This window comes from Streptomyces sp. NPDC089919 (genome assembly GCF_040684615.1).
In the GTDB taxonomy this organism is placed as follows: Bacteria; Actinomycetota; Actinomycetes; order Streptomycetales; family Streptomycetaceae; genus Streptomyces.
This window is the reverse complement of the sequence record NZ_JBFBGK010000123.1, coordinates 1-21607: the sequence shown is the minus strand read 5'-3', so window position 1 is coordinate 21607 and position 21607 is coordinate 1. Positions and strand designations below refer to the sequence as shown.

The window sequence follows — 21607 nt, the reverse complement described above, 5'->3', positions numbered from 1 at the left end:
GGCGGTGCGGGGGATCCGGGGGCGGAGCCCACCGGTTTCGGGAAGGGGCGGGGTGGGGTCTGGCTCCGCGCAGCGGCCGGGCACGGGCCCGGGAGCCGCGCCTCAAACGCCGGCGAGGCTGGATTGGCGGGTCCCCGCCCGGGCGCACGCAAGGGGGTGGGCCGGGCCCAGGCTTCGGGGCGCCGCCCCGGACCCCGCGCCTCAATCGCCGGCGAGGCTGGATACGCGGGCCCCCGCCCCCGCGGGACGCAAACGGCGGGCCGGGGCCCGGGCAAGGGCAAGTGCATGGGCAAGGGCCCCCGGAAATACACGGGCCGGAGGAAGGGGCCGCTGGCATGCTGAGCGGGTGAACGGAATCGGCATCAGCCTCACGCTCGCCCCCGAGCTGCACGTCTTCGCCTCCCCCGCCCTCCGGCACCGCGACGCCCCGGCCCCCGCCGACGGCACCTCCAGCCTCGGCCACGTCGTCGAGTCGATCGGCGTGCCCCTCACCGAGGTCGGCCGGCTGCTCGTGGACGGGCAGGAGGTACCGGCCGCCCACGTCCCCCGCGACGGCGAAGCCGTGGAGGTGCGGCCGGTCAGCCGCCCCCAGGCCGTCCCCGGCGCCCCGCTCCGCTTCCTCCTCGACGTGCACCTCGGCACCCTCGCCCGCCGCCTGCGCCTGCTCGGCGTGGACGCCGCGTACGAGAACGAGGACATCGGCGACCCCGCCCTCGCCACCCGCTCCGCCGCCGAGCGCCGGGTCCTGCTCTCCCGGGACCGCGGCCTGCTGCGCCGCCGCGAGCTGTGGGCCGGCGCCTACGTCTACAGCGACCGCCCCGAGGAGCAACTGCGCGACGTACTGGGCCGGTTCGCACCCGCCCTGGCTCCCTGGACCCGCTGCACCGCCTGCAACGGCACCCTGCGCGAGGCCGCCAAGGACACCGTCGTCGACCAGGTCGAGGACGGCACCCACCGCACCTACGACGTCTTCGCCCAGTGCACCGCCTGCGACCGGGTCTACTGGCGCGGCGCCCACCACACCCGCCTCGAGGCCATCGTCACCGACGCCCTCGCCGAATTCGGCACCCCCGGCACCTGACCTGAGCCCCAGGCACCGCCGGGCCCGGCTCCGGGCCGGCGGTCCCCGGAGTCAGCCCTTCCGCGGGGCCTGAACTCCCCCGGCGCGGGGCAGGGATCGGCTCACCGAGCCGTACCCCCGCCCCGCCGCCGACCGCCAGGAGCGCCCGATGGCCCCCACCCCCCAGGCCCCCGCCGACCCCCGCGCCGACGTCGTCGTCGTCGGCGCCGGACCCACCGGCCTGCTGCTCGCCGGCGACCTCGCCGCCGCCGGCCTGCGCACCGTCCTCCTGGAACGGCGGGCCGCCCACAGCGCCAACCTCACCCGGGCCTTCGCCGTGCACGCCCGCACCCTCGAACTGCTCGACGCCCGCGGCCTGGCCGACGAACTCGTCAAGACCGGCACCCCCGTCGGCGAGCTCGGCCTCTTCGGCACCCTCGCCCTCGAGCTCAAGGCCCTCCGCACCCGCTTCCCGTACGTCCTGATCACCCCCCAGTACGAGGTCGAGCGGCTGCTCACCCGGCGCGCCCTGTCCACAGGTGTGGACATCCGCGAGGACACCGCCCTGCTGCGCCTGACCCAGGACGCCGACGGCGTCACCGCGCAGCTGCGGGGCCCCGACGGCGGCCGCAGCACCCTGCACGCCCGCTACCTCGTCGGCACCGACGGGGTCCGCAGCACCGTCCGCGCCGAGCTGGGCCTGCCCTTCCCCGGCGACTCCGTGATCCGGTCCATGGTCCTGGCGGACGTACGCCTGACCGACCCGCCGCGCTCCGCCATCACCGTCAACGGCACCGGCCAGGCCTTCGCCTTCATCGTCCCCTTCGGCGACGGCTGGTACCGCGTGATGGGCTGGCTCCGGGCCCGCCAGGTCCCCGACTCCGCCCCGGTCGAACTGGAGGAGCTGCGGGCCATCACCCGGGCCGCCCTCGGCACCGACCACGGCATGCACGACCCGCGCTGGATCTCCCGCTTCCACAGCGACGAACGCCAGAGCCCCGCCTACCGCCAGGGCCGCGTCTTCCTCGCCGGGGACGCCGCGCACGTGCACTCCCCCGCCGGCGGCCAGGGCATGAACACCGGTCTCCAGGACGCCGCCAACCTGTCCTGGAAGCTCGCCGCCGCCCTGCACGGCCGCACCCCCGACCCCTCGGCCCTGCTCGACAGCTACCAGCGCGAACGCCACCCCGTCGGCCGGGCCGTGCTCCGCAGCAGCGGCGCCATGGTCCGCCTCGCGATGGCCCGCGGGCCGCTCCAGCGCGGCGGCCGGGACCTGGCCGCCGCCGCCCTCGGCCTGCTCCGGCCGGCCGGCACCCGCGCCATGGCCATGATCAGCGGGATCGGCATCGCCTACCCGCCCGCCCCCGGCGAGCGGCGCCCCGCCGGCCGCCGCGCCCCGGACCTCGCCCTCGCCGAGGGCCGGCTGTACGAACTGCTGCGCCGGGGCGAGTTCGTCCTGGTCACCCCACCCGGCACGGCCTTCGGCAGCACCGCCGTACCGGCCCACTGGCTCGACGACCGCACCGCCTGCGCGCTGGTCCGCCCCGACGGGTACGTCGCCTGGGCCGCCCGCGACCCGGAACCGGCCGAGGTCCGCGCAGCCCTGACCCGCTGGCTCAGCTGACCCGGCCGCCGTACGGCCGCCGGCGCGGGGCCGGCGACCCGGACCGGCCCGTCCGGCGACCGCCGTGACGGGCCCGGAGTACCCGGCCGCCGGCGCGGCGCCCGGCACCGGGACCCGCGCCGGTGCTCAGAACGCGTACGCGTCGCCCGTGTCCAGCGCCAGCACCGAGTGCTCGTTGTTGCCCGGCACCCGGTCCACCGCGCCGCCGTTCCAGAACGTGTCGATGCGGACCAGCACCTCCGCAGGCCGGCCCGCCAGCTTCAGCGCCACGCCGATGTGCCGGCCCGAGCCCCGCGCCGGCAGCGCGCCCGTCTCGCAGACCACGACCTGCGCCCCGGCCCGGGCGCAGCCCTCCGGCAGCTGCGGCTGCCGGTCCGCCAGCTCCGCCGAGACCCGCAGCCGCACCGTCGCGGCGGCCAGCCCGGCCGGTCCCCGGTTCTCCGGCACCAGCCGGATCCCCAGCTGCCCGGCCACCAGCGACACCTGGCCGTGGTACGCCACGTCCGCCTCGGCCGGCCCGGCCGGCCCCGGCAGCGGCGCGGCGGCGCAGACCCCCGCCACCGGCCCGCACAGCACCACCGCGGCCACCACCGCACCGGCCGTCCCACGCCCTGCCTGCACTGCCCGCCCGGCCCAGCGGGGCGACACGATCCCGGTCCACATGAGCCGCACGATAAGGAGCGGACCATCAGCTCATCGGATGACCCTCCGATCAGGCCGCCCCCTTCCCCCGTCCGCCGCAACGCCCACCGCCCGTACGTGTGCCCGCGGGCGGTCGGGATGTGCGGGGAGCCGCTTGAACGGCTGTGGCAGGCTGGTCCGGAGGCAGGCCCGGGCCTGGGATGCCCGAAGGGCACGGCGAAGCCGCTCGTCCCAGGGGTGGGCCTGCCGCAGGGCCTGCAGGCCACAGCCGCTCAAGCGGCGGGGCCCCGCACATCCCGACCGCCCGCCCTGCGGAGCCCGCCCCCCCCACCCCGTGCCACGATGCCGCCATGCTGATCGCCCGCTCCGCCGCCCTGTTCCTGCTCGCCGCCGTGCTCGAGATCGGCGGCGCCTGGCTCGTCTGGCAGGGTGTCCGCGACCACAAGGGCTGGGCCTGGATCGGGGCCGGGATCATCGCCCTGGGGCTCTACGGCTTCGTCGCCACCCTCCAGCCGGAGGGCGAGTTCGGCCGGGTGCTCGCCGCCTACGGCGGGGTCTTCGTCGCCGGCTCCCTGATCTGGGGCGCGGTCGCCGACGGTTACCGACCCGACCGCTGGGACGTCACCGGAGCCCTGGTCTGCCTCGCCGGCATGGCCGTGATCATGTACGCGCCGCGCGGCCACTGAGTGCCTGCCTATGCTGGCCACAGGAACCGGACCCCTGTACGAGGAGCGCACATGACCACCCGCACGGCCGTCGTCACCGGAGCCAGCAGCGGAATCGGCGCCGCCACCGCCCGGCAGCTCGCCGCCGCCGGGTACCACGTCGTCCTGACCGCCCGCCGCAAGGACCGCATCGAGGCCCTGGCGGAGGAGCTGACCGCCGCCGGCCACCGGGCCACCGCGCACCCCCTCGACGTCACCGACCGGGCCGCCGTCGACGCGCTCGCGGCCTCCCTGGACCGCTGCGACGTACTGGTGAACAACGCCGGCGGGGCCCTCGGCGCCGAGCCGGTCGCCACCGGCGACCCGGCCGACTGGCGCACGATGTACGAGACCAACGTCATCGGCACCCTGCACGTCACCCAGGCGCTGCTGCCCGCCCTCGTCGCCAGCGGCGACGGCACGGTCGTCGTCCTGTCCTCCACCGCCGGCCACGCCACCTACGAGGGCGGCGCGGGCTACGTGGCCGCCAAGAACGGCGCCCGGGTGCTGGCCGAGACCCTGCGCCTGGAGATCGTCGGCCAGCCGGTCCGGGTCATCGAGATCGCCCCCGGCATGGTCAAGACCGAGGAGTTCGCCACCACCCGCTTCCGCGGGGACGCCGACAAGGCCGCCAAGGTCTACGCGGGCGTGGCACAGCCGCTGACCGCCGACGACGTCGCCGACACCATCACCTGGGCCGTCACCCGCCCCCCGCACGTCAACATCGACCTGCTGGTGGTCCGGCCGCGCGCCCAGGCCTCGAACACCAAGGTGCACCGCGAGCAGTAGCCCCGACCGGTCAGGGCACGATCCCGGCCGTCTTCAGCTGCGGCAGCAGGGCCGCGGGCTTCAGGCCCGCGGCCCTCGCCGCGTCCAGGGCCCGCTGGAGGTCCGCCCCGAGCGTGGGCGTGAAGTGCAGCAGCACGATGTCCCCCGCCTTCAGCCGCGGGGTCGGCGGCGTGGTGTCCCAGGTCGTGAAGTCGTAGGTCCAGGTCACCAGCGCCTTGACCCCGCACGCCTTGGCCGCCAGCCGCACGTCGTCGTTGTACGCCCCGAACGGCGGCCGCAGCAGCTTCGGCTCCTTCATGCCGAAGGTCGCCGCCAGCTGCTCCCCCGCCCCGCAGACCTCGGCGTCCTTCCCGGCCGCGTCGAGGGTGGTGAGGTCGGGGTGGTTGACGGTGTGGTTCTCCACCTTGACCCGGCCCTGCCCGACCAGGTCCGTGAAGTACGGGGTGTCGTACGCGGTCGCCCCCGGCAGCAGGAAGAGCGTGGCCGGGATCCGCTCGTCGATCAGCTTCCGCTGCACGGCGGGGTCGTGGTACCAGCCGTCGTCGATGGTCAGGAACACCACCTTGTCACCGGTCGGCACCTGCGCCACCACCGGCGGCAACCCGGCCCCCGCCGAAGCGGACCCAGCCACCCCGACACTCAGCCCGACGGCCGCGAGCACACCAAGAACCACGCGAGATCTCCCCATGCCGCACACCTTGGTCTAGACCAGAAACACCCGTCAATCCCCGTGCTGCCACATGAAGTTGAACCCAAGCCTCCACCGATCCCCCGCGACGCCCCGATGGGGTGAACTCCCCCGGATCCCCGGCGGCCGCGGCTACGCTCCGGGAGCATGAGCCCCCAGAGGGAGGAAGCCATGGCGGTGATGGAGTACGAGACCACGCTCGCGGAGGCGGCCGAGCGGCTGTCCAGGGAGCTTCCCGGCCACCGCGTGGAGATCCTCCAGGGAAGGCTCACCGTGACACCACCCGCCGACGGGGCCCACGCCGAATCACTGACGTGGCTCATCGTCGAGCTGCACCGGGCCGGCGCCACCACGGCCGGCCTCAAGTACCTCCAGGGCATCGGCCTGTGGCTGCCCTCCGGGCCCGACGACTACGCCGTACCCGACCTCTCCCTGGTCGACGCCGACTACCGGGACGCCCACGTGTCGAAGAACTGCTTCGCCCCGCACGTCTTCCGCATGGTCCTCGAGATCACCTCGTCCAACTGGGCCGACGACCTCGGCCCCAAGATGGACTGCTACGCGCAGGCAGGCATCCCCGTCTACCTCGTCGCGGACCGGCGCCACGACGAGGTCGCCCTCTGCACCGACCCCCGCGGCGGCACGTACCACTCCCGCAGGAGCTACAAGCGCGGGACGTCCGTGCCGCTTCCCGCGTCGACGGGGGTCGGGGGGCTCGAGCTGCCGGTGGACCGGCTGCTGGACGGGGACGGGCCGGTCAGCCCTTGATGCAGATGACCTGCTTGAGCTTGGCGACGACCTCGACCAGGTCGGTCTGCTGGTCGATGACCTGCTCGATCGACTTGTAGGCGGCCGGGATCTCGTCGACCACGCCGCTGTCCTTGCGGCACTCGACGCCCTCGGTCTGGGCCCGCAGGTCGCTCGCCGAGAAGCGCTTCTTGGCGGCGGTGCGGCTCATCTTCCGGCCCGCGCCGTGCGAGGCGGAGTTGAAGGACTTCTCGTTCCCGAGGCCCTTCACGATGTACGAACCCGTGCCCATCGAGCCCGGGATGATACCGAAGTCACCGCTGCCGGCGCGGATCGCGCCCTTGCGGGTGACCAGCAGGTCCATGCCGTCGTACCGCTCCTCGGAGACGTAGTTGTGGTGGCAGCTGATCTCCTGCTCGAAGGAGACCTTCGCCTTGCGGAACTCCCGGCGCAGCACTTCCTTGAAGAGGCTCATCATGATCGCGCGGTTGTACTTGGCGTACTCCTGCGCCCAGTACAGGTCGTTGCGGTACGCGTCCATCTCGGCGGTCTGCGCGAGGAAGACGGCCAGGTCGCGGTCGACCAGCCCCTGGTTGTGCGAGAGCTTCTGCGCGACCCCGATGTGGTGGTCGGCCAGCTCCTTGCCGATGTTCCGGGACCCGGAGTGCAGCATGAGCCAGACTGAATCGGACATATCAACACAAAGCTCCACAAAATGGTTGCCCTGGCCAAGGGTTCCCAGCTGCTTCGCCGCCCGCTCCCGCCGGAACTTCACCGCATCCGCGATGTAGTCGAACCGCGACCACAGGTCGTCCAGGCCCCCCGCCTGGAAGCCGTACAGCCGCGCCGGATCCACCGGGTCCCGGTGCATGCCCGCGCCCACCGGGATCGCCCGCTCGATGGCCGAGCGGAGCTTCGACAGGTCTTCCGGCAGGTCGGAGGCGGTGAGGGAGGTGCGGACCGCGGACATGCCGCAGCCGATGTCCACGCCGACCGCGGCCGGGCAGACCGCGTCCTTCATGGCGATGACCGAGCCGACCGTGGCGCCCTTGCCGTAGTGGACGTCCGGCATCACGGCCAGACCCTTGATCCACGGCAGCGTCGCGACGTTCCGCAGCTGCTGCATCGCGGAGTCCTCGACCGACGCGGGATCCGCCCACATCCGGATGGGGACCTTCGCCCCCTCGACCTCTACGTACGACATATCGTCCTCATTCCCCCGGAAATCCTGCAAAAGTCTGGAAAACGCAAAAGCCTCGCTCTTGGGGCCGAAAGAGACATCGGACCGGCGTCAGCAGCAGTGCGTGCGATAGACATTGTGTCCATCTGCCGCGGACGCGCGGCAACTGCATTTCCGCCGAAGGGAGCCGTGCGACGTGCGACGAGGGAAGGCCGTCCTGCCCGGTATCGCGGTCCTCGCGGTGCTGGCCACCGGGTGCAGCGGCACCAGCGGCATCGACGGCGGCGGGGCCGACCCCAAGCCCGGCGAGACCCGGGTGGCCGCCGCCCCCGGCAAGTACCACACCCTGCCCGAGCCCTGCGCCTCCGCGGCGGCCCGGCGGCTGAAGGCGATGCTGCCGGTGCTGCCCTCGCTCCCCTCGGAGCAGCAGCAGGAGGTCTACGAGGGCAAGGCGGACGTCTCGTACGACGGCGACCGCCGGGTGGGCTGCCGCTGGAAGGCCGAGGGCGAGGACGCGACCCGGCTGCTGTTCGTCGGCTACGAGCGGGTGGTCTCCTACGACCCGGCGACCAGCGACGACGACAAGGCCAAGGAGGTGTACGAGCGTCAGCTCGCGGCCGCGCACCTGCCCGAGCCGCCCGCCCCGACGCCCACCGCCTCCGCGACCACCGGCGGCGCGACCACCGGCGCCCCGGGCGCCACGGCCTCCGGCACCGCGACCACCGGCGCCACCACCGCCGGCACCCCGGCCGGCGGCTCCCCGAGCGGGGCCCCGAGCGGGTCGCCGAGCGGGTCGCCCGGCGCGAGCGGCAGCCCCGGCGGTCCGCCCCCCGAAGGGCCCGACCTCGGTTCGCGGGTGCTGGACGACCTCGGTGACGCCGCGTTCCTGGAGGACCGGACCAACCCGGCCGGGCCGAGCTCCCAGGCCCGGACCGTCCGTATCGTCTTCCGGGCCTCCAATGTGATCGTCACGGTGGAGTACGCCGTGCAGCCGACCGTCCCGGCGCTGGTGCCGGACCCGGAGGAGACCCAGGACCGGGCCCGCCAACTGGCCTCCGACCTGGCCGACGGGCTCAGCGAGTAGCCCACCGGGCGGCGGTGGGGCAGCGGCGGCGGGCGGCCGGACGGCCTCCGCCGGCCCGCCGAGTGACGGCATCCACAGCCGTCCGGGACACGGTCGGGCGGCGGGTCGGGCTACCGTTGCCAGGTCCCGCAGCCCACCCAGTGAAGGAACCATGCACCGTTCAGCCTCGCGCCTCAGCCGCATCCTCGCCTGCGCAGCCGTCCCGGTGATCCTCGCCGCCGCCGGCTGCTCCTCGGACTCCGGCTCGGACTCCGCCTCCGACGGCGGCAAGCAGTCCGGCGGCTCCGTCTCCTCGGCGCCGACCGCCAAGGCCACGCCCGAGCTGGAGAAGGTGGCGTTCGGCAAGCTGCCCGAGCCCTGCAAGACGGTCACGCAGAAGACCGTCGAACGGCTCGTCCCGGAGGCGAAGGACGCGGACGGCACGGCCGCCAAGTCGAACGACCTGTCCAGCCGGGCCACCTGCTCCTGGAACGGCCTCGACGAGGACGGCCTCAAGGGCTCCTCCTACCGCTGGCTCGCGGTGTCGATGGCCCGCTACGACTCCCACGAGACCCTGGGCAGCGGCAACAAGCGCGCCACCGAGCAGTACGCGAAGCAGGTCGAGGCGGCCAAGACGGCCGACGGCGCGCAGAACGTGAAGACCCAGACCGCGGCGGGCATCGGCGACGAGGCGACCACGGTCACCTCGACGGCGAAGAAGCAGGTGGACTTCTTCAACCAGACGATCGTGGCGCGCACCCAGAACGTGGTGGTGACGCTGGACTACAACGGCGCGTCCTACGAGGGTGCCAAGGCCCCGGACGCGGCGAAGCTGCTCCAGGACGCGATCGCGGCGGCGAAGGAGGCCGTGGCCTCGGTGGCCGCGGCCAACCAGCAGTAGGGGACCGGGGGGTGCCGGCGAACCGGGAGTAACGGATTCGATCCCTCCCCGCACTCCGCATGCCTGGCGGGCATGTGCCAGGCTGTGCCCGCCAGGCTCGATAGTGGGAGGGGATCGCGGGTGGCCGCGATGCAGCTGACACGCACGCACCGGATACTCATCGGTGTCGTGATCGCCGGTGCCGTGATGATCGCGGGCATCGGTTTCGCGGGGTCGTACGCCGCGGTGCGCGCGCTCGCGCTGAAGAAGGGCTTCGGGAACTTCTCCCTGGTCTTCCCGATCGGCATCGACGCGGGCATCTGCGTGCTGCTGGCCCTGGACCTGCTCCTGACGTGGATCCGGATCCCGTTCCCGCTGCTGCGGCAGACGGCCTGGCTGCTGACCGCGGCGACGATCGCGTTCAACGGCGCGGCGGCCTGGCCGGACCCGCTGGGCGTGGGCATGCACGCGGTGATCCCGGTGCTGTTCGTCGTGACGGTGGAGGCGGCCCGGCATGCCGTGGGCCGGATCGCGGACATCACCGCGGACCGGCACATGGAGGGGGTCCGCATCACGCGCTGGCTGCTCTCGCCGCTGCCGACGTTCAAGCTGTGGCGCCGGATGAAGCTGTGGGAGCTGCGGTCCTACGAGCAGGCGGTCGGCATGGAGCAGGACCGGCTGATCTACCAGGCCCGGCTCCAGGCGCGGTACGGCCGGCTGTGGCGCCGCAAGGCGCCGGTGGAGGCCCTGATGCCGCTGCGGCTGGCCCGCATCGGCGTCCCGCTCGCGCAGACGGCCCCCGAGGGCCTGGCCGCCGCGGGCATCAGCCCGGCCCTGCTACCCCCGGCGGCCCCGGCCGCGCCGGCCGCGGCCGACTCCCCGGCCGTCCTGACCCCGGCGGGCACCCCGGCCGAGACCCCGGCCGCGCTGCCCCAGGCCGGTGCCCCTGCCGGAGCCGCGCCCGCCGCCCTCGCCCCTGCCGGTACGCCCGGCCGGCCCGCAGCCGGTACGCCCGCCCAGCCGGCCTTGGGCACGCCCGACCAGCAGGCCACCGGTACGCCCGCCGCGGCCGCCCCCGTCGCGCCGGCACCGGCCACCGCGCCCGCCCAGCCGTCACCCGGTACTCCCGACCAGCCGGCCACCGGCGCCCCCGCGCAGACCGCGCCGCCCGCGCAGACCGCACCCGTCACGCCGGCCGCGCCCCTGACCGCCCCCACCGCCGAACACCTCGCGGCCCTGATCGCCGCGGGTCTGACGCCGGCCCAGGCCTACGCCCTGTACGCGCAGCAGCAGGCGGCGCAGGGCGCGCCGGGGCAGCCGTACCCGGGCCCGGGCCCGTTGACCGGGGCGGAGCCCGCCGCGAGCGGGGCCGCGCCGCAGGCCGCCCCGGCCGTGACCCCCTACGCGGCCACGCCGGCCCCCGCCGTGGAGCCCGTACAGCCGGTCGACCCGACGCAGATGCCGGCCGCGCACCGCAGCGCCTGGTTCGCCGGGCCGCTGGCCCCGCAGGCGACCTACGAGGGCGGCTACGACCCGAACGGCACGTACCCGGCCGAGGCCGCCGCCCCGGAGGCGCCGCAGGCCCCCCTCCAGGAGGAGCTTCCCCAGCCGGCGGCCGGGGACGTGGACGGCGACGGCGAGCAGGACCAGCCCTTCGTGGCCGGTGACGCCGAGTTCCAGGAGATGGCCTTCAAGGCGTTCAAGGCGTTCGTGGACGAGTACAACGACTTCCCGTCCGCGGAGGCCCTGGACATCCGCCTGGCCGACATCCACGGCATCACGCACCCGCGCAGCGGCAGCCTGATCCGCCGGATGATGCCGTACCTGAAGCAGCGCTACCAGACCGAGCTGGAGAACGAGCACATCGCCTGACCGACGAGGACGTGAACGGCTGAGGGCCGCCACCCCCGATGGGGTGGCGGCCCTCAGCCGTCGGCAGGTCCTCAGACCGCGAGGAGCTTGCGCACCCGCTCGGCCCCGACCGCCAGCAGCAGCGTCGGCAGCCGCGGCCCGGTCTCCCGGCTGACCAGCAGCCGGTACAGCAGCGCGAAGAACGTCCGCTGCGCGACCTTCAGCTCGGGCGTCGGCTTGGCGTCGGCGTCCAGGCCGGCCATGACCTTCGGCACGCCGTAGACCAGCGCGGTCAGGCCGTCCAGCGACCAGTGCTCGTCCAGCTCGGCGAGCAGCATCCGCAGGGACTCGCGGCCCGCGTCGTCGAGGGTGCCCAGCAGTTCGAGGTCGGGCTCCTCGCGGACGAGGGTGCGCTGGTCGGCCGGGACCTGGGTGGTGATCCAGTTCTCGGCGCGGTCCAGCCGCGGGCGGGCCTCGTCGAGCGAGGTCAGCGGGTTGGCCGGGTCCAGGTCGCCGAGGATCCGCAGGGTCTGCTCGTCGTGCCCGGCCGTGATGTCCACGATCGAGGCGAGCGTGCGGTACGGCAGCGGGCGGGGCGTGCGCGGCAGCTCGTGGGAGGCGACGCGGACGGCGCGGGCGTGGGCTGCGGCGTCGGCCGGCAGCACGCTGCCGTCGGCGACCTTGGCCTCGAGCTTGTCCCACTCGTCGTACAGCCGCTGGATCTCCTGGTCGAAGGCGATCTTGAAGGACTGGTTCGGCTTGCGGCGGGCGTACAGCCAGCGCAGCAGCTGCGGCTCCATGATCTTCAGGGCGTCGGCCGCGGTGGGCACGCCGCCCTTCGAGGAGGACATCTTGGCCATGCCGCTGATGCCGACGAAGGCGTACATCGGCCCGATCGGCTGCTCGCCGCCGAAGATGTGGACGATCTGCCCGCCGACCTGGAAGGACGAGCCGGGCGAGGAGTGGTCGACGCCCGAGGGCTCGAAGACGACGCCCTCGAAGGCCCAGCGCATCGGCCAGTCGACCTTCCAGACCAGCTTGCCGCGGTTGAACTCGGTGAGCTTGACCGTCTCGGTGAACTCGTCCTCCGTGCAGACGTACGTCAGCTCGGTGGTCTCGTCGTTGTAGGACAGGACCTTGGTGAAGTCCTTGTCGCACTGCCCGCAGTAGGGCTTGTACGGGAAGTACTCCGAGCCCTCCGCGCTGCCGTCGTCCTCGCCGGCCGCGCCGGAGCCCTCGGCGGCCTCGAGCTCGGCCTCGTCGAGGGGCTTCTGGGACTTCTTGGCCGGGGCCTTCTTCGTCCGGTACTGGGCGAGCACGGCGTCGATGTCGCCGCGGTGCTTCATCGCGAACAGCACCTGCTCGCGGTAGACGCCGGAGGTGTACTGCTCGGTCTGGCTGATCGGGTCGTACTCGACGCCCAGCTCGGCCAGCGACTCGACCATGGCGGCCTTGAAGTGCTCGGCCCAGTTCGGGTACGCGGAGCCGGCCGGGGCCGGGACGGAGGTCAGCGGGCGGCCGATGTGCTGGGCCCAGGACTCGTCGATGCCGGGGATGCCGGCCGGGACCTTGCGGTAGCGGTCGTAGTCGTCCCAGGACAGGACGTGCCGGACCTCGAAGCCACGGCGCCGGATCTCGTCGGCGACCAGGTGCGGGGTCATGACCTCGCGGAGGTTGCCGAGGTGGATGGGGCCCGACGGGGAGAGGCCGGACGCGACGACGACAGGTTTGCCCGGGGCACGCCGCTCCGCCTCGGCGATGACCTCGTCCGCGAAACGGGAGACCCAGTCGGTCTCGGTGCTGCTCGGGGCGCTCTGAGCCACGACACGTCCTTCTTCTCGATGATGGCTGGGAACATTCTCCCAGACGGAAGGGGCCCGTCCGGGGTTGCTTTATTTCCCGCGAAGGGGCGTGCGGCCCCGTGGGATACTCGTGAGGCTCGTCGCATACGTACACAGGCCCGGTGCACGCACCCGGTTCGGGTACGGACGGGCCGTACGTCCACCGGCACTCTCACAGGAACGGCAGCCCATGGCCTCGGTCCCTTCCCTCGCTTCGACCGTCAATCAGCGCGTCGCCCACGCCCTCTCCTCCGCCCTGCCGGAGGCCGGTGCGGCCGTCGACCCGCTGCTGCGACGAAGCGACCGGGCCGACTTCCAGGCCAACGGCATCCTGGCGCTCGCCAAGAAGGCCAAGGCCAACCCGCGCGAGCTGGCCACGAAGGTCGTCGAGGGGCTGGGCGCGGACGAGGTGCTGGCCGAGGTCGAGGTCTCCGGCCCCGGCTTCCTGAACATCACCGTCTCGGACCGGGCGATCGTCGAGACGCTGGCCGCCCGCGCCGCGGACGACCGGCTCGGCGTGCCCTTCTCGAAGGACGCCGGCACCACGGTCATCGACTACGCGCAGCCGAACGTCGCCAAGGAGATGCACGTCGGCCACCTGCGGTCGGCCGTGATCGGCGCCGCGATGGTCGAGATCCTGGAGTTCACCGGCGAGAAGGTGATCCGGCGGCACCACATCGGCGACTGGGGCACCCAGTTCGGCATGCTGATCCAGTACCTGCTGGAGCACCCGCACGAGCTGGACCACAAGGCCGAGGCGGCCGGGTCGGAGGTCTCCGGCGAGGAGGCGATGTCCAACCTGAACCGCCTCTACAAGGCCTCCCGGGCGCTGTTCGACTCCGACGAGGAGTTCAAGACCCGGGCCCGGGCCCGGGTGGTGGACCTCCAGGCCGGCGACGAGCAGACCCTGGCCCTGTGGCAGCGGTTCGTGGACGAGTCGAAGATCTACTTCTACTCGGTCTTCGACAAGCTGGACATGGACATCCAGGACCCCGACATCGTCGGCGAGTCCGGCTACAACGACATGCTGGTGGAGACCTGCCGGCTGCTGGAGGAGTCGGGCGTCGCGGTCCGCTCCAACGGCGCGCTGTGCGTGTTCTTCGACGAGTACAAGGGCCCGGACGGCAACCCGACCCCGCTGATCGTCCAGAAGTCCGACGGCGGCTTCGGCTACGCGGCCACCGACCTCTCGGCGATCCGGGACCGGGTGGGCGAGCTGGGCGCGGACACCCTGATCTACGTGGTGGACGCCCGGCAGTCGCTGCACTTCAAGATGGTCTTCGAGACCGCCCGCCGGGCCGGCTGGCTGACCGGGGACACCAAGGCCGTGCAGCTGGCCTTCGGCACCGTGCTCGGCAAGGACGGCAAGCCGTTCAAGACCCGTGAGGGCGAGACGGTCCGGCTGGTGGACCTGCTGGACGAGGCGGTGGACCGGGCCACGGCCGTGGTGCGCGAGAAGGCCGGGAAGGTCGGCCTGACCGAGGACGAGATCGTCGAGAACGGCCGCTTCGTCGGCATCGGCGCGGTGAAGTACGCGGACCTGTCGACCTCGGCGGCCCGCGACTACAAGTTCGACCTGGACCAGATGGTCTCGCTGAACGGCGACACCTCGGTCTACCTCCAGTACGCCTACGCCCGGATCCGCTCGATCCTGCGGCTGGCAGGTGACCGCAAGTCGGCCGCCCACCCCGAGCTGGCGCTGGCGCCCGCCGAGCGCGCGCTGGGCCTGCACCTGGACGCCTTCGGCGAGCTGATCGCCGAGGCGGCCGCGGACCACGCCCCGCACAAGGTCGCGGCGTACCTGTACCAGCTGTCCTCGCTGTTCACGACGTTCTACGACCAGTGCCCGGTCATCAAGCCGGAGCCGGAGCTCGTGGTCGCCGAGAACCGCCTCTTCCTGTGCGAGCTCACCGCCCGCACCCTCACCAAGGGCATGTCCCTCCTGGGCATCCGCACCCCCGAACGCCTCTGACGCTCCCCTCGTGACGCCGCGGCCCCCGTCTCCCTTCCCGGGAGGCGGGGGCCGCGGCGTTCCCAGCCCGCCGGACCCGCGCGAGAACTATCGTGGGGGCGTCGGACCTAGGAGGCCCTGGAAATGTCGACCGCCACCCCCATGCCCAGATCCGTACCGCCGATGCCTGAGTACACGCCGAAGGCGCTGCGGGTGGCCATCGCCGCGCACGCGCCGCAACTCCTCCCCGACTTCGACGCGTCCTGGAGAAGGCAGATCGCGGACGCCTACGACATCGGCCCGGTCCCGGCGTTCATGACCCGCTGGTGGGGTGAGTACGCCCTGGCGCGCAACTCGGAGTTGGACCGCCACGTCACCGACCTTGAAACCCGTGCGGCCGAGGCCACGGACGTCACCGTCGCGCGCGAACTGCTGGACGAGGCCTCCCGCATCCGCCACGACCTGCGCGACCTCAGGCCGGGCGAGTGAGCGACGAATTCACCGGGCCGCCGTGGGCGGTGGACTACACACTCGCCGCTGAGAAATACCGGCTCAGCCTCGCCGACGGCGTCCGCGAGTCCCTGCGCGAGGCGGTCTTCGAGCTCCTCACTGCGCGGCACCCCTAACGCGCCGAGGACGTGGAGCCCGTCCGCTCGACCGCCCCGAGAGGTCCGCACCTCGCGTACTTCGACAACCACCGGGGCTGGGTCCTGTTCACCTTCCTGCCCCGGGTGGCCGAGCCGCAGATCGTGGTGGAGGAGATCTTCTGGCAGTAGGCACCGGCCGCCCCCGTTCCCCCGAACGGCCCGATTTCCGGGCCTGGGGCCGGGTAGGGGACGGCGCGTCGCACCGTGTCGCGGAGCGGGACGGGCGACGGTCGTCGTTTCCGCACCCCGAGAACCCCGGAGGCACCCGTGCCCGCCATGTCCGGCCCGTACCGGCCCGGTACGCCCTGTTGGACGGACCTGATGGTCCCCGACCAGCAGGCCGCGCTCGACTTCTACCGTGACCTCTTCGGCTGGCAGGGCGAGGTGGGGCCGCCGGAGACCGGCGGGTACTCCGTCTGCGAACTGCTCGGCAAGCCGGTCGCCGGGATCATGAAGGCGATGAACCCGGACGGCACCGTCCCGGACCCGCTCCCGCCGGCCGTCTGGACCACCTACCTCTCCACCGACGACCTCGGCGCCGCGCTCAAGGCCGGTGAGGCCGCGGGCGGTTCGACCGTCATGGGCGAGCAGCAGGTGATGGACCTCGGCAAGATGGCGGTCCTCGCCGACCCCACCGGCGCGGTCTTCGGCCTCTGGCAGGCCGGTACGTTCGCCGGCGCCGGAATCGTCAACGAACCGGGCGCCGTGGTCTGGAGCGAGCTGGCCACCACCGACCCGGCGGCCGCCGCGGCCTACTACTCCAAGCTGCTGCCGATCGGCACCGCCCCCTCGGAGATCCCCGGCGCCGAGGGCTACACCGAGCTGCAGGTCAACGATCGTTCCGTCGGCGGCATCATGGGCCTGGACCAGCACCCGGAGGGCACCCCTCCGCACTGGCTGACGTACTTCAACGTCGACGACGCGGACAGCGTGCAGGCGGCCGCGGTCCGGGCCGGCGCGACGGTCCTGGCCCCGGCCTTCGACATGCCGGTCGGCCGGATGGCCGTCCTCCAGGACCCGCAGGGCGCGGTCTTCGCGATCATCAAGACCACCGACGCCCCGCAGCAGCCCGACCCGCGCTGACCCACCGGCGCCGGGGCCCGGGGCCGCGGTCCCGCTCCCCGGCCCTCTGGCCGTCCCCCGCCCCCGGGCGCACAATGCGACCGGGGGTGGGCGCATGTGGATCGGGCTCGCGATCGGCGCATGGGTGCTCGTGGGAGCTTCCGTGCTCGGCTGGGTCTCGGCCCGGCTGCACCTCTACCTGTCGTACGCCGTACCGGCCGAGCAGCCGCCCGAACTCGACGTGTACGCGTACGCGTTCCTGTGCGGCGGCCGTCGCCGCACCGCGCAGACGGCCCTCACCGCCCTGCACCGGACCGGCCGGCTCACCACGGCCGGCTCCCGCGTCCTGCGCACCACGAAGACCGCCCCGCCCCCGGCGCATCCGGTCGAGGCCTCGGCCCTCGCCGCCTGTCCGCCGGGCCGCCGCGTGAAGGGGCTCCGGGCCGAGCGGCGCACCAAGCGCAGCGCCCCCGTCCGCCGGATCGCCGACGACCTCGCGCGCCGCGGCCTGCTCGTCCACCCGCGGTTGCTGGTCCGGCTCGACAACTGGAACGCGGCCCTGATCATCACCGTCAGCTCGTCGGCGATCTTCGGGTGCGTCGCGTCGATCGCCTGGGACGAGCGGCACAGCGGCCCCGCGGGCCGCGCGGCCCTGATCGTCGCCCCGACGCTGCTCGGGCTGGCCCTCCCCGCCCTGGCCGGCAAGCTGCCGACGGCACTGACACCCGCCGGGGAGCGGGCCCTGGCGGCCCATCGCGACCGGCCGCCGGACGGGCACCTGGCGAAGGCCCTGCGCCAGGTGGCGACCGAGGGCGTCACGACCACCGCGATGCCGGCCGGGCTGCGGTCGGCCCTGCGGCGCATGCCGCCCTCCGACTACCAGCCGGGCGACCCGGCGGGTCTGGGCGGGCTGTAGCCACCCACCGGGCGCTCGACCGGGCCGTCAGGACGCCGGGGCGGCCAGCGTCTCGGACTGGCCGGAGCGCCGCAGCGCGTCGGCGACGAAGCCGGCGGCCTTCAGCTCCTCCACGAACTCCCGCAGGAAGGCCACCGTCTCCGGCCGGCGCGAGACGGTCGTACCCACCGCCTGCCGGATCTGCATGAAGGCCGGCTCCACCAGCCGCACCCCCGGGTGCGAAGCCACGTACGCGGTCGCCGGCTGCCGGATCCCGGCGCCCGCCTCGAGCCCCTGCTCGCGGAAGACGTCCACGCCCTCCGCCCCGCGCACCACGGTCGCGTCCGTCAGCTCGCGCGTCAGGTGCAGGTCGTACGCCGAGCCCTCCTTGACCCCGATCCGCACCCCCGCCGCGTCCACCTCGGCGGCCGTGCTGAGGGCGGACCCCTCCGGCACCACGTACACGCCCTCGATCAGGACGTACGGCTCGGTGAAGGCCACCTCGGCGGCGCGGGCCGGGTCCACCGCCAGGAAGCAGATGTCGGCCGACCCCTGCGCCATCGCCTCGAAGGACTTCCGCGCGGCGTCGAAGCACCGGAACTCCACCGGCAGCCCGAGCCGCCGGCCCAGCTCCCGCGCGATGTCCACGGTGATCCCGGCGGGCGCGTCCGCGGTGCCCTGGGCGAGCACCGGGTTGCCCAGGTTGATCGACGCCCGCAGCACTCCGGTCGGTGCGAGGTCTTCGGTCACGGCAGCAGTTGCATTCCCCATGTGCCCGGAGTGTAGGCGCCCCGCCGCTCGCCCCCGTGCACGGCCCTGACCTGCGGCTCCGCGCCGGTACCGGGCCCGGTGCCGAACTCGCACCAGACCGCCTTGCCGGGCGAGCGGGGATGCGCCCCCCACCGGTCCGCGACCGCGGCCACGATGACGAGGCCCATGCCGGCCCCGACCCGCAGCCGCGACAGCCCGGGCCCGCTGTCGTGCACCTCGACCCGTACGCCGCCCTCGAAGCGGAGCAGCCGCACCCGGTACCCCCGCCCCGGCGGCACCCCGTACCGCAACGCGTTCGTGGCCAACTCGCTCACGCAGAGCAACACGTCGTCCCGCCGCCCCGCCACACCCCAGGCGTCCAAGGTCCCCGCGGCGAACTCCCGCGCGCCCCGCACGGTCCGGTGCGACCGGCCGAACAGCCGTTCCCGCAGCAGCGCGGGCTCCGTCTCCAGATTCACGGGACGATCGTCGCGGTGCGTGACCAGCGTTGTGCAGTGGCCCAGCCCGTACAAGTTCGTTGTACGGGCCGGGAACGTGAATGCGCGGGCTCAGGTGGGGAGTTCAGCCGTATGGCTCGGAGCAGGAAAAAGAAGAACGCGACAGCGCACGACATGATCGGGGCTATGGTCGCCAACTACCGTGCGTCAAAGGGGTGGACGCAGAGGAAGTTGGCCGATCTCGTCGGCTCCCACGAGGAGACGATCGGATCGATCGAGCAGGGCCGCCGCCCTCTCCTCCTCGACGTCGCGATCCGCCTGGACATCGTGCTGGACACACGCGGAACACTGGAGGTCGCTGTGAGGCACCTGCCGGACGTCGACCAGATCCCAGCGGGGGCGGAGGACTACTTCGAGCGTGAGAAGGAAGCAGTCACGCTGTCCTGGTTCGAGGCACAGGTGGTGCCAGGGCTGCTGCAAACCGAGGCCTACGCCCTGGCCCTGTTCCGCAGCCGCATTCCCGCATTCACCCCGCCGAAGATCGATGAACACATGGAGCGACGTCTCGGGCGCCAGGAGATCCTCAGGCGGGCGGAACCCCCGCAACTCAGCTTCATCCTCTGGGAGCCGGTCGTCGCAAGCCCGGTCGGCGGGCACAGCACGCACGTCGAGCAGTTGCGTCACCTGCGCGCATGCGCAGACCTGCCGTTCCTGACGTTGCAGATCATGCCGCTCATGCAGGCCGGCCATGCAGGCACGAGCGGCCCGTTCATCGTCCTGGAGACCCCAGAGCACCAGTTCCTCGCGTACTCGGAATCGCAACGCGGAAACCATCTGATCGCCGACCCCACAGAGGTCAGCATCAGGCTCCAGAGGTATGCGATGCTGCGAACACAGGCCCTCAACGCCCAAGAAACCAAGGACCTGTTAGAGCGCAGGCTGGGAGAGCTGGACCCATGAACACTGAGCAGCAGTGGCGGAAGTCGAGCTACAGCACCGGCGACGGCGACGCGTGCGTCGAGGTGGCCGCCACCCCCGGCACCGTCCACGTCCGGGACTCCAAGGACGCCGACGGCCCCGTCATCGATCTGGCCCCCGCCACCTGGGCCGCGCTGACCGGCTGGGTCGGGCGGTAAGGCAACCGCACAGGGCGCGCGGCGGCACCCGGGCGCGCACCATGCACGCGCCCGGGCCGGGCGCAGAGCCCTGGGCGGGTCAGCGGTTCAGGGGGTACGAGTGGCGGCCCGTCTCCGCGTCGATCTCGCCGTGGGCCTTCGTCAGCAGCTGGGAGGCCAGGTCCATCAGCGCCCGGGCGCCCGCGATCTCCTCGCCGACCCGCAGCTGTTCCGGGTCGGAAGGGTGCCGCAGGGCGTAGCCGCGCGCCTTCAGTTCGGTACCGTCCGCCAGCCGCAGCAGGCACGCCGCACTGGTGCGGTGCCCCTCGTCGATGAACTCGGTCTCCACATGCCATCCGGTGTGCTGGGACATGCCGGATCACCTCCGCCCTCTCCCCTCCAGCATGCGCGCCCCGGGGCCGGGGCGCGCGGCGCGAGCGGGAGGGGGCGCCGGGGTCAGTCGCGGCGGAGCCACTGGGCGACCTCGGTCGCCCAGTACGTGAGGATGGTGTCGGCGCCCGCCCGCTTGATGCCGAGCAGGGTCTCCATGATGGCCCGGTCGCGGTCGACCCAGCCCTTCTCCGCGGCGGCCTCGATCATCGCGTACTCGCCGCTGATCTGGTACGCGGAGACCGGTACGTCCACGGCCTGGGCGACCCGGTAGAGGATGTCCAGGTAGGGGCCCGCGGGCTTGACCATGACCATGTCGGCGCCCTCTTCGAGGTCCAGCGCCAGCTCGCGCAGGGACTCCCGGGCGTTGGCCGGGTCCTGCTGGTAGGACTTGCGGTCGCCCTGGAGCGAGGAGGCCACCGCCTCGCGGAAGGGCCCGTAGAAGGCCGAGGAGTACTTCGCCGTGTAGGCGAGGATCGTCACGTCCTCGTGGCCCGTCTCGTCCAGCGCGTCGCGGATCACGCCGACCTGGCCGTCCATCATGCCGCTGGGGCCGACCACGTGGACGCCGGCGTCGGCCTGGACCTGGGCCATCTCGGCGTACCGCTCGAGGGTGGCGTCGTTGTCCACCCGGCCGTGCTCGTCCAGCACGCCGCAGTGGCCGTGGTCGGTGTACTCGTCCAGGCACAGGTCCGACATGATCACCAGGTCGTCGCCGACCTCGGCCTTCACGTCGCGGATGGCCAGCTGGAGGATGCCGTCGGGCTCGGTGCCGGCGGTGCCGCGAGCGTCCTTGTTCTCGTCCGCGGGCACGCCGAACAGCATGATCCCGGCGACCCCGGCCTCAACGGCCTCGGCGGCCGCCTTCCGCAGGGTGTCCCGGGTGTGCTGGACCACGCCGGGCATCGCGGAGATCGCGATCGGCTCGCTGATGCCCTCGCGCACGAAGGCCGGCAGGATCAGGTCCGAGGGGTGCAGCCGGGTCTCGGCGACCATCCGCCGCATCGCGGGCGTGGTCCGCAGCCGCCGGGGCCGCGAGCCGGGGAAGGATCCGTACGTGCTCATCTCTTAGTTCGCCTCTTCGAGCCGTCGAAAGCAGTCCCGCCCAGCCTAGGCCGTCGCGCGCACCGGGTCCGGCGGGGCGGATCCAGCGCGGCTGGAACGCCGGACGCGCCGCCGGGGGGGGGGCCGGGGAGGACCCCCCCCCCCCCCGCCCCGGGCCGGCCGGGGCAGGGGGGGCCCCCCCGGGGTGGGGCGGCGGGCGGGCGCC

At 73.3% G+C, this 21607-nt stretch carries 24 protein-coding genes; 16 read left to right on the top strand and 8 right to left on the bottom strand.

Annotation, left to right across the window (positions count from 1 at the left end; translation table 11 throughout):
* The first annotated feature begins 346 nt into the window (after positions 1-346).
* On the top strand, positions 347-1081 hold the full coding sequence (locus AB0O40_RS33065) for a Mut7-C RNAse domain-containing protein (protein ID WP_365049201.1): 735 nt from the start codon (positions 347-349) through the stop codon (positions 1079-1081).
* A 148-nt stretch (positions 1082-1229) separates the two neighbouring features.
* Positions 1230-2684: an FAD-dependent monooxygenase gene (locus AB0O40_RS33060; protein ID WP_365049200.1), complete on the top strand. Its 1455-nt coding sequence runs from the start codon at positions 1230-1232 to the stop codon at positions 2682-2684.
* Positions 2685-2810: 126 nt separating this feature from the next.
* Here the strand turns inward: AB0O40_RS33060 and AB0O40_RS33055 are convergent, their stop codons facing one another.
* Positions 2811-3347, bottom strand: a complete 537-nt coding sequence (locus tag AB0O40_RS33055; RefSeq protein WP_365049199.1) for a hypothetical protein — start codon at positions 3345-3347, stop codon at positions 2811-2813.
* Between the two features lie 329 nt (positions 3348-3676).
* Between AB0O40_RS33055 and AB0O40_RS33050 the strand changes: the two genes are divergently transcribed.
* On the top strand, positions 3677-4012 hold the full coding sequence (locus AB0O40_RS33050; protein ID WP_365049198.1) for a YnfA family protein: 336 nt from the start codon (positions 3677-3679) through the stop codon (positions 4010-4012).
* A 51-nt stretch (positions 4013-4063) separates the two neighbouring features.
* Positions 4064-4819, top strand: coding sequence for an SDR family NAD(P)-dependent oxidoreductase (locus tag AB0O40_RS33045; RefSeq protein ID WP_365049197.1), 756 nt, complete (start codon positions 4064-4066; stop codon positions 4817-4819).
* A gap of 10 nt (positions 4820-4829) precedes the next feature.
* On the opposite strand, the gene AB0O40_RS33040 is transcribed toward AB0O40_RS33045, so the two are convergent.
* Positions 4830-5450, bottom strand: a complete 621-nt coding sequence (locus AB0O40_RS33040) for a polysaccharide deacetylase family protein (RefSeq protein ID WP_365049196.1) — start codon at positions 5448-5450, stop codon at positions 4830-4832.
* A 204-nt stretch (positions 5451-5654) separates the two neighbouring features.
* Here AB0O40_RS33040 and AB0O40_RS33035 point away from each other — a divergent pair, with 204 nt between their 5' ends.
* The gene (locus AB0O40_RS33035) at positions 5655-6275 is read left to right on the top strand and encodes a Uma2 family endonuclease (protein ID WP_365049195.1); all 621 of its coding nucleotides are present in this window, start codon (positions 5655-5657) and stop codon (positions 6273-6275) included.
* Here AB0O40_RS33035 and AB0O40_RS33030 read toward each other — a convergent pair.
* Positions 6265-7458 carry an RtcB family protein gene (locus AB0O40_RS33030; protein ID WP_365049194.1) on the bottom strand — a complete coding sequence of 398 codons (1194 nt, stop codon included), beginning with the start codon at positions 7456-7458 and terminating at the stop codon, positions 6265-6267. The genes AB0O40_RS33035 and AB0O40_RS33030 overlap by 11 nt on opposite strands.
* 172 nt (positions 7459-7630) lie before the next feature.
* On the opposite strand from AB0O40_RS33030, the gene AB0O40_RS33025 reads away from it, so the two are divergent.
* The 3 genes from AB0O40_RS33025 to AB0O40_RS33015 all read left to right on the top strand — a co-directional run bounded on the left by AB0O40_RS33025 (position 7631) and on the right by AB0O40_RS33015 (position 11249).
* Positions 7631-8518: a DUF3558 domain-containing protein gene (locus AB0O40_RS33025; RefSeq protein WP_365049193.1), complete on the top strand. Its 888-nt coding sequence runs from the start codon at positions 7631-7633 to the stop codon at positions 8516-8518.
* A 151-nt stretch (positions 8519-8669) separates the two neighbouring features.
* On the top strand, positions 8670-9398 hold the full coding sequence (locus tag AB0O40_RS33020; protein ID WP_365049192.1) for a DUF3558 domain-containing protein: 729 nt from the start codon (positions 8670-8672) through the stop codon (positions 9396-9398).
* A 120-nt stretch (positions 9399-9518) separates the two neighbouring features.
* Positions 9519-11249 (top strand): DUF2637 domain-containing protein, encoded by a 1731-nt coding sequence (locus AB0O40_RS33015; protein ID WP_365049191.1) that lies wholly within the window; start codon positions 9519-9521, stop codon positions 11247-11249.
* 71 nt (positions 11250-11320) lie between these two features.
* Here AB0O40_RS33015 and lysS read toward each other — a convergent pair whose 3' ends face one another.
* Positions 11321-13051, bottom strand: a complete 1731-nt coding sequence (gene lysS / locus AB0O40_RS33010) for a lysine--tRNA ligase (RefSeq protein ID WP_365049190.1) — start codon at positions 13049-13051, stop codon at positions 11321-11323.
* Between the two features lie 208 nt (positions 13052-13259).
* Here lysS and argS point away from each other — a divergent pair, with 208 nt between their 5' ends.
* The 6 genes from argS to AB0O40_RS32980 all read left to right on the top strand — a co-directional run bounded on the left by argS (position 13260) and on the right by AB0O40_RS32980 (position 17645).
* Positions 13260-15041 carry an arginine--tRNA ligase gene (gene argS / locus AB0O40_RS33005; protein ID WP_365049189.1) on the top strand — a complete coding sequence of 594 codons (1782 nt, stop codon included), beginning with the start codon at positions 13260-13262 and terminating at the stop codon, positions 15039-15041.
* Positions 15042-15203: 162 nt separating this feature from the next.
* Complete coding sequence (locus AB0O40_RS33000) at positions 15204-15509, top strand: hypothetical protein (protein WP_365049188.1); 306 nt, start codon at positions 15204-15206, stop codon at positions 15507-15509.
* The gene (locus AB0O40_RS32995; protein WP_365049187.1) at positions 15506-15646 is read left to right on the top strand and encodes a hypothetical protein; all 141 of its coding nucleotides are present in this window, start codon (positions 15506-15508) and stop codon (positions 15644-15646) included. Before AB0O40_RS33000 ends, AB0O40_RS32995 begins: the two co-directional genes overlap by 4 nt.
* A 12-nt stretch (positions 15647-15658) precedes the next feature.
* On the top strand, positions 15659-15796 hold the full coding sequence (locus tag AB0O40_RS32990; protein WP_365049186.1) for a hypothetical protein: 138 nt from the start codon (positions 15659-15661) through the stop codon (positions 15794-15796).
* 147 nt (positions 15797-15943) lie between these two features.
* Positions 15944-16750, top strand: a complete 807-nt coding sequence (locus AB0O40_RS32985; RefSeq protein ID WP_365049202.1) for a VOC family protein — start codon at positions 15944-15946, stop codon at positions 16748-16750.
* 94 nt (positions 16751-16844) lie between these two features.
* A complete protein-coding gene (locus AB0O40_RS32980; protein WP_365049185.1) occupies positions 16845-17645 on the top strand; it encodes a TIGR04222 domain-containing membrane protein in 801 nt (266 codons plus the stop codon).
* Between the two features lie 27 nt (positions 17646-17672).
* Here AB0O40_RS32980 and AB0O40_RS32975 read toward each other — a convergent pair whose 3' ends face one another.
* Both AB0O40_RS32975 and AB0O40_RS32970 read right to left on the bottom strand, forming a co-directional pair.
* Positions 17673-18395 (bottom strand): transporter substrate-binding domain-containing protein, encoded by a 723-nt coding sequence (locus AB0O40_RS32975; RefSeq protein ID WP_365049184.1) that lies wholly within the window; start codon positions 18393-18395, stop codon positions 17673-17675.
* Positions 18371-18853, bottom strand: a complete 483-nt coding sequence (locus tag AB0O40_RS32970) for an ATP-binding protein (protein ID WP_365049183.1) — start codon at positions 18851-18853, stop codon at positions 18371-18373. Before AB0O40_RS32970 ends, AB0O40_RS32975 begins: the two co-directional genes overlap by 25 nt.
* Positions 18854-19018: 165 nt before the next feature.
* Between AB0O40_RS32970 and AB0O40_RS32965 the strand changes: the two genes are divergently transcribed.
* Positions 19019-19792, top strand: a complete 774-nt coding sequence (locus AB0O40_RS32965) for a helix-turn-helix transcriptional regulator (RefSeq protein WP_365049182.1) — start codon at positions 19019-19021, stop codon at positions 19790-19792.
* Positions 19789-19968 carry a DUF397 domain-containing protein gene (locus AB0O40_RS32960; protein ID WP_365049181.1) on the top strand — a complete coding sequence of 60 codons (180 nt, stop codon included), beginning with the start codon at positions 19789-19791 and terminating at the stop codon, positions 19966-19968. The genes AB0O40_RS32965 and AB0O40_RS32960 overlap by 4 nt, the downstream gene beginning before the upstream one ends.
* Before the next feature lie 79 nt (positions 19969-20047).
* Here the strand turns inward: AB0O40_RS32960 and AB0O40_RS32955 are convergent, their stop codons facing one another.
* Together AB0O40_RS32955 and hemB are read right to left on the bottom strand one after the other, a co-directional pair.
* Positions 20048-20320 (bottom strand): DUF1876 domain-containing protein, encoded by a 273-nt coding sequence (locus AB0O40_RS32955; protein ID WP_365049180.1) that lies wholly within the window; start codon positions 20318-20320, stop codon positions 20048-20050.
* An 83-nt stretch (positions 20321-20403) separates the two neighbouring features.
* Positions 20404-21402: a porphobilinogen synthase gene (gene hemB, locus AB0O40_RS32950; protein WP_365049179.1), complete on the bottom strand. Its 999-nt coding sequence runs from the start codon at positions 21400-21402 to the stop codon at positions 20404-20406.
* Positions 21403-21607: the final 205 nt, after the last annotated feature.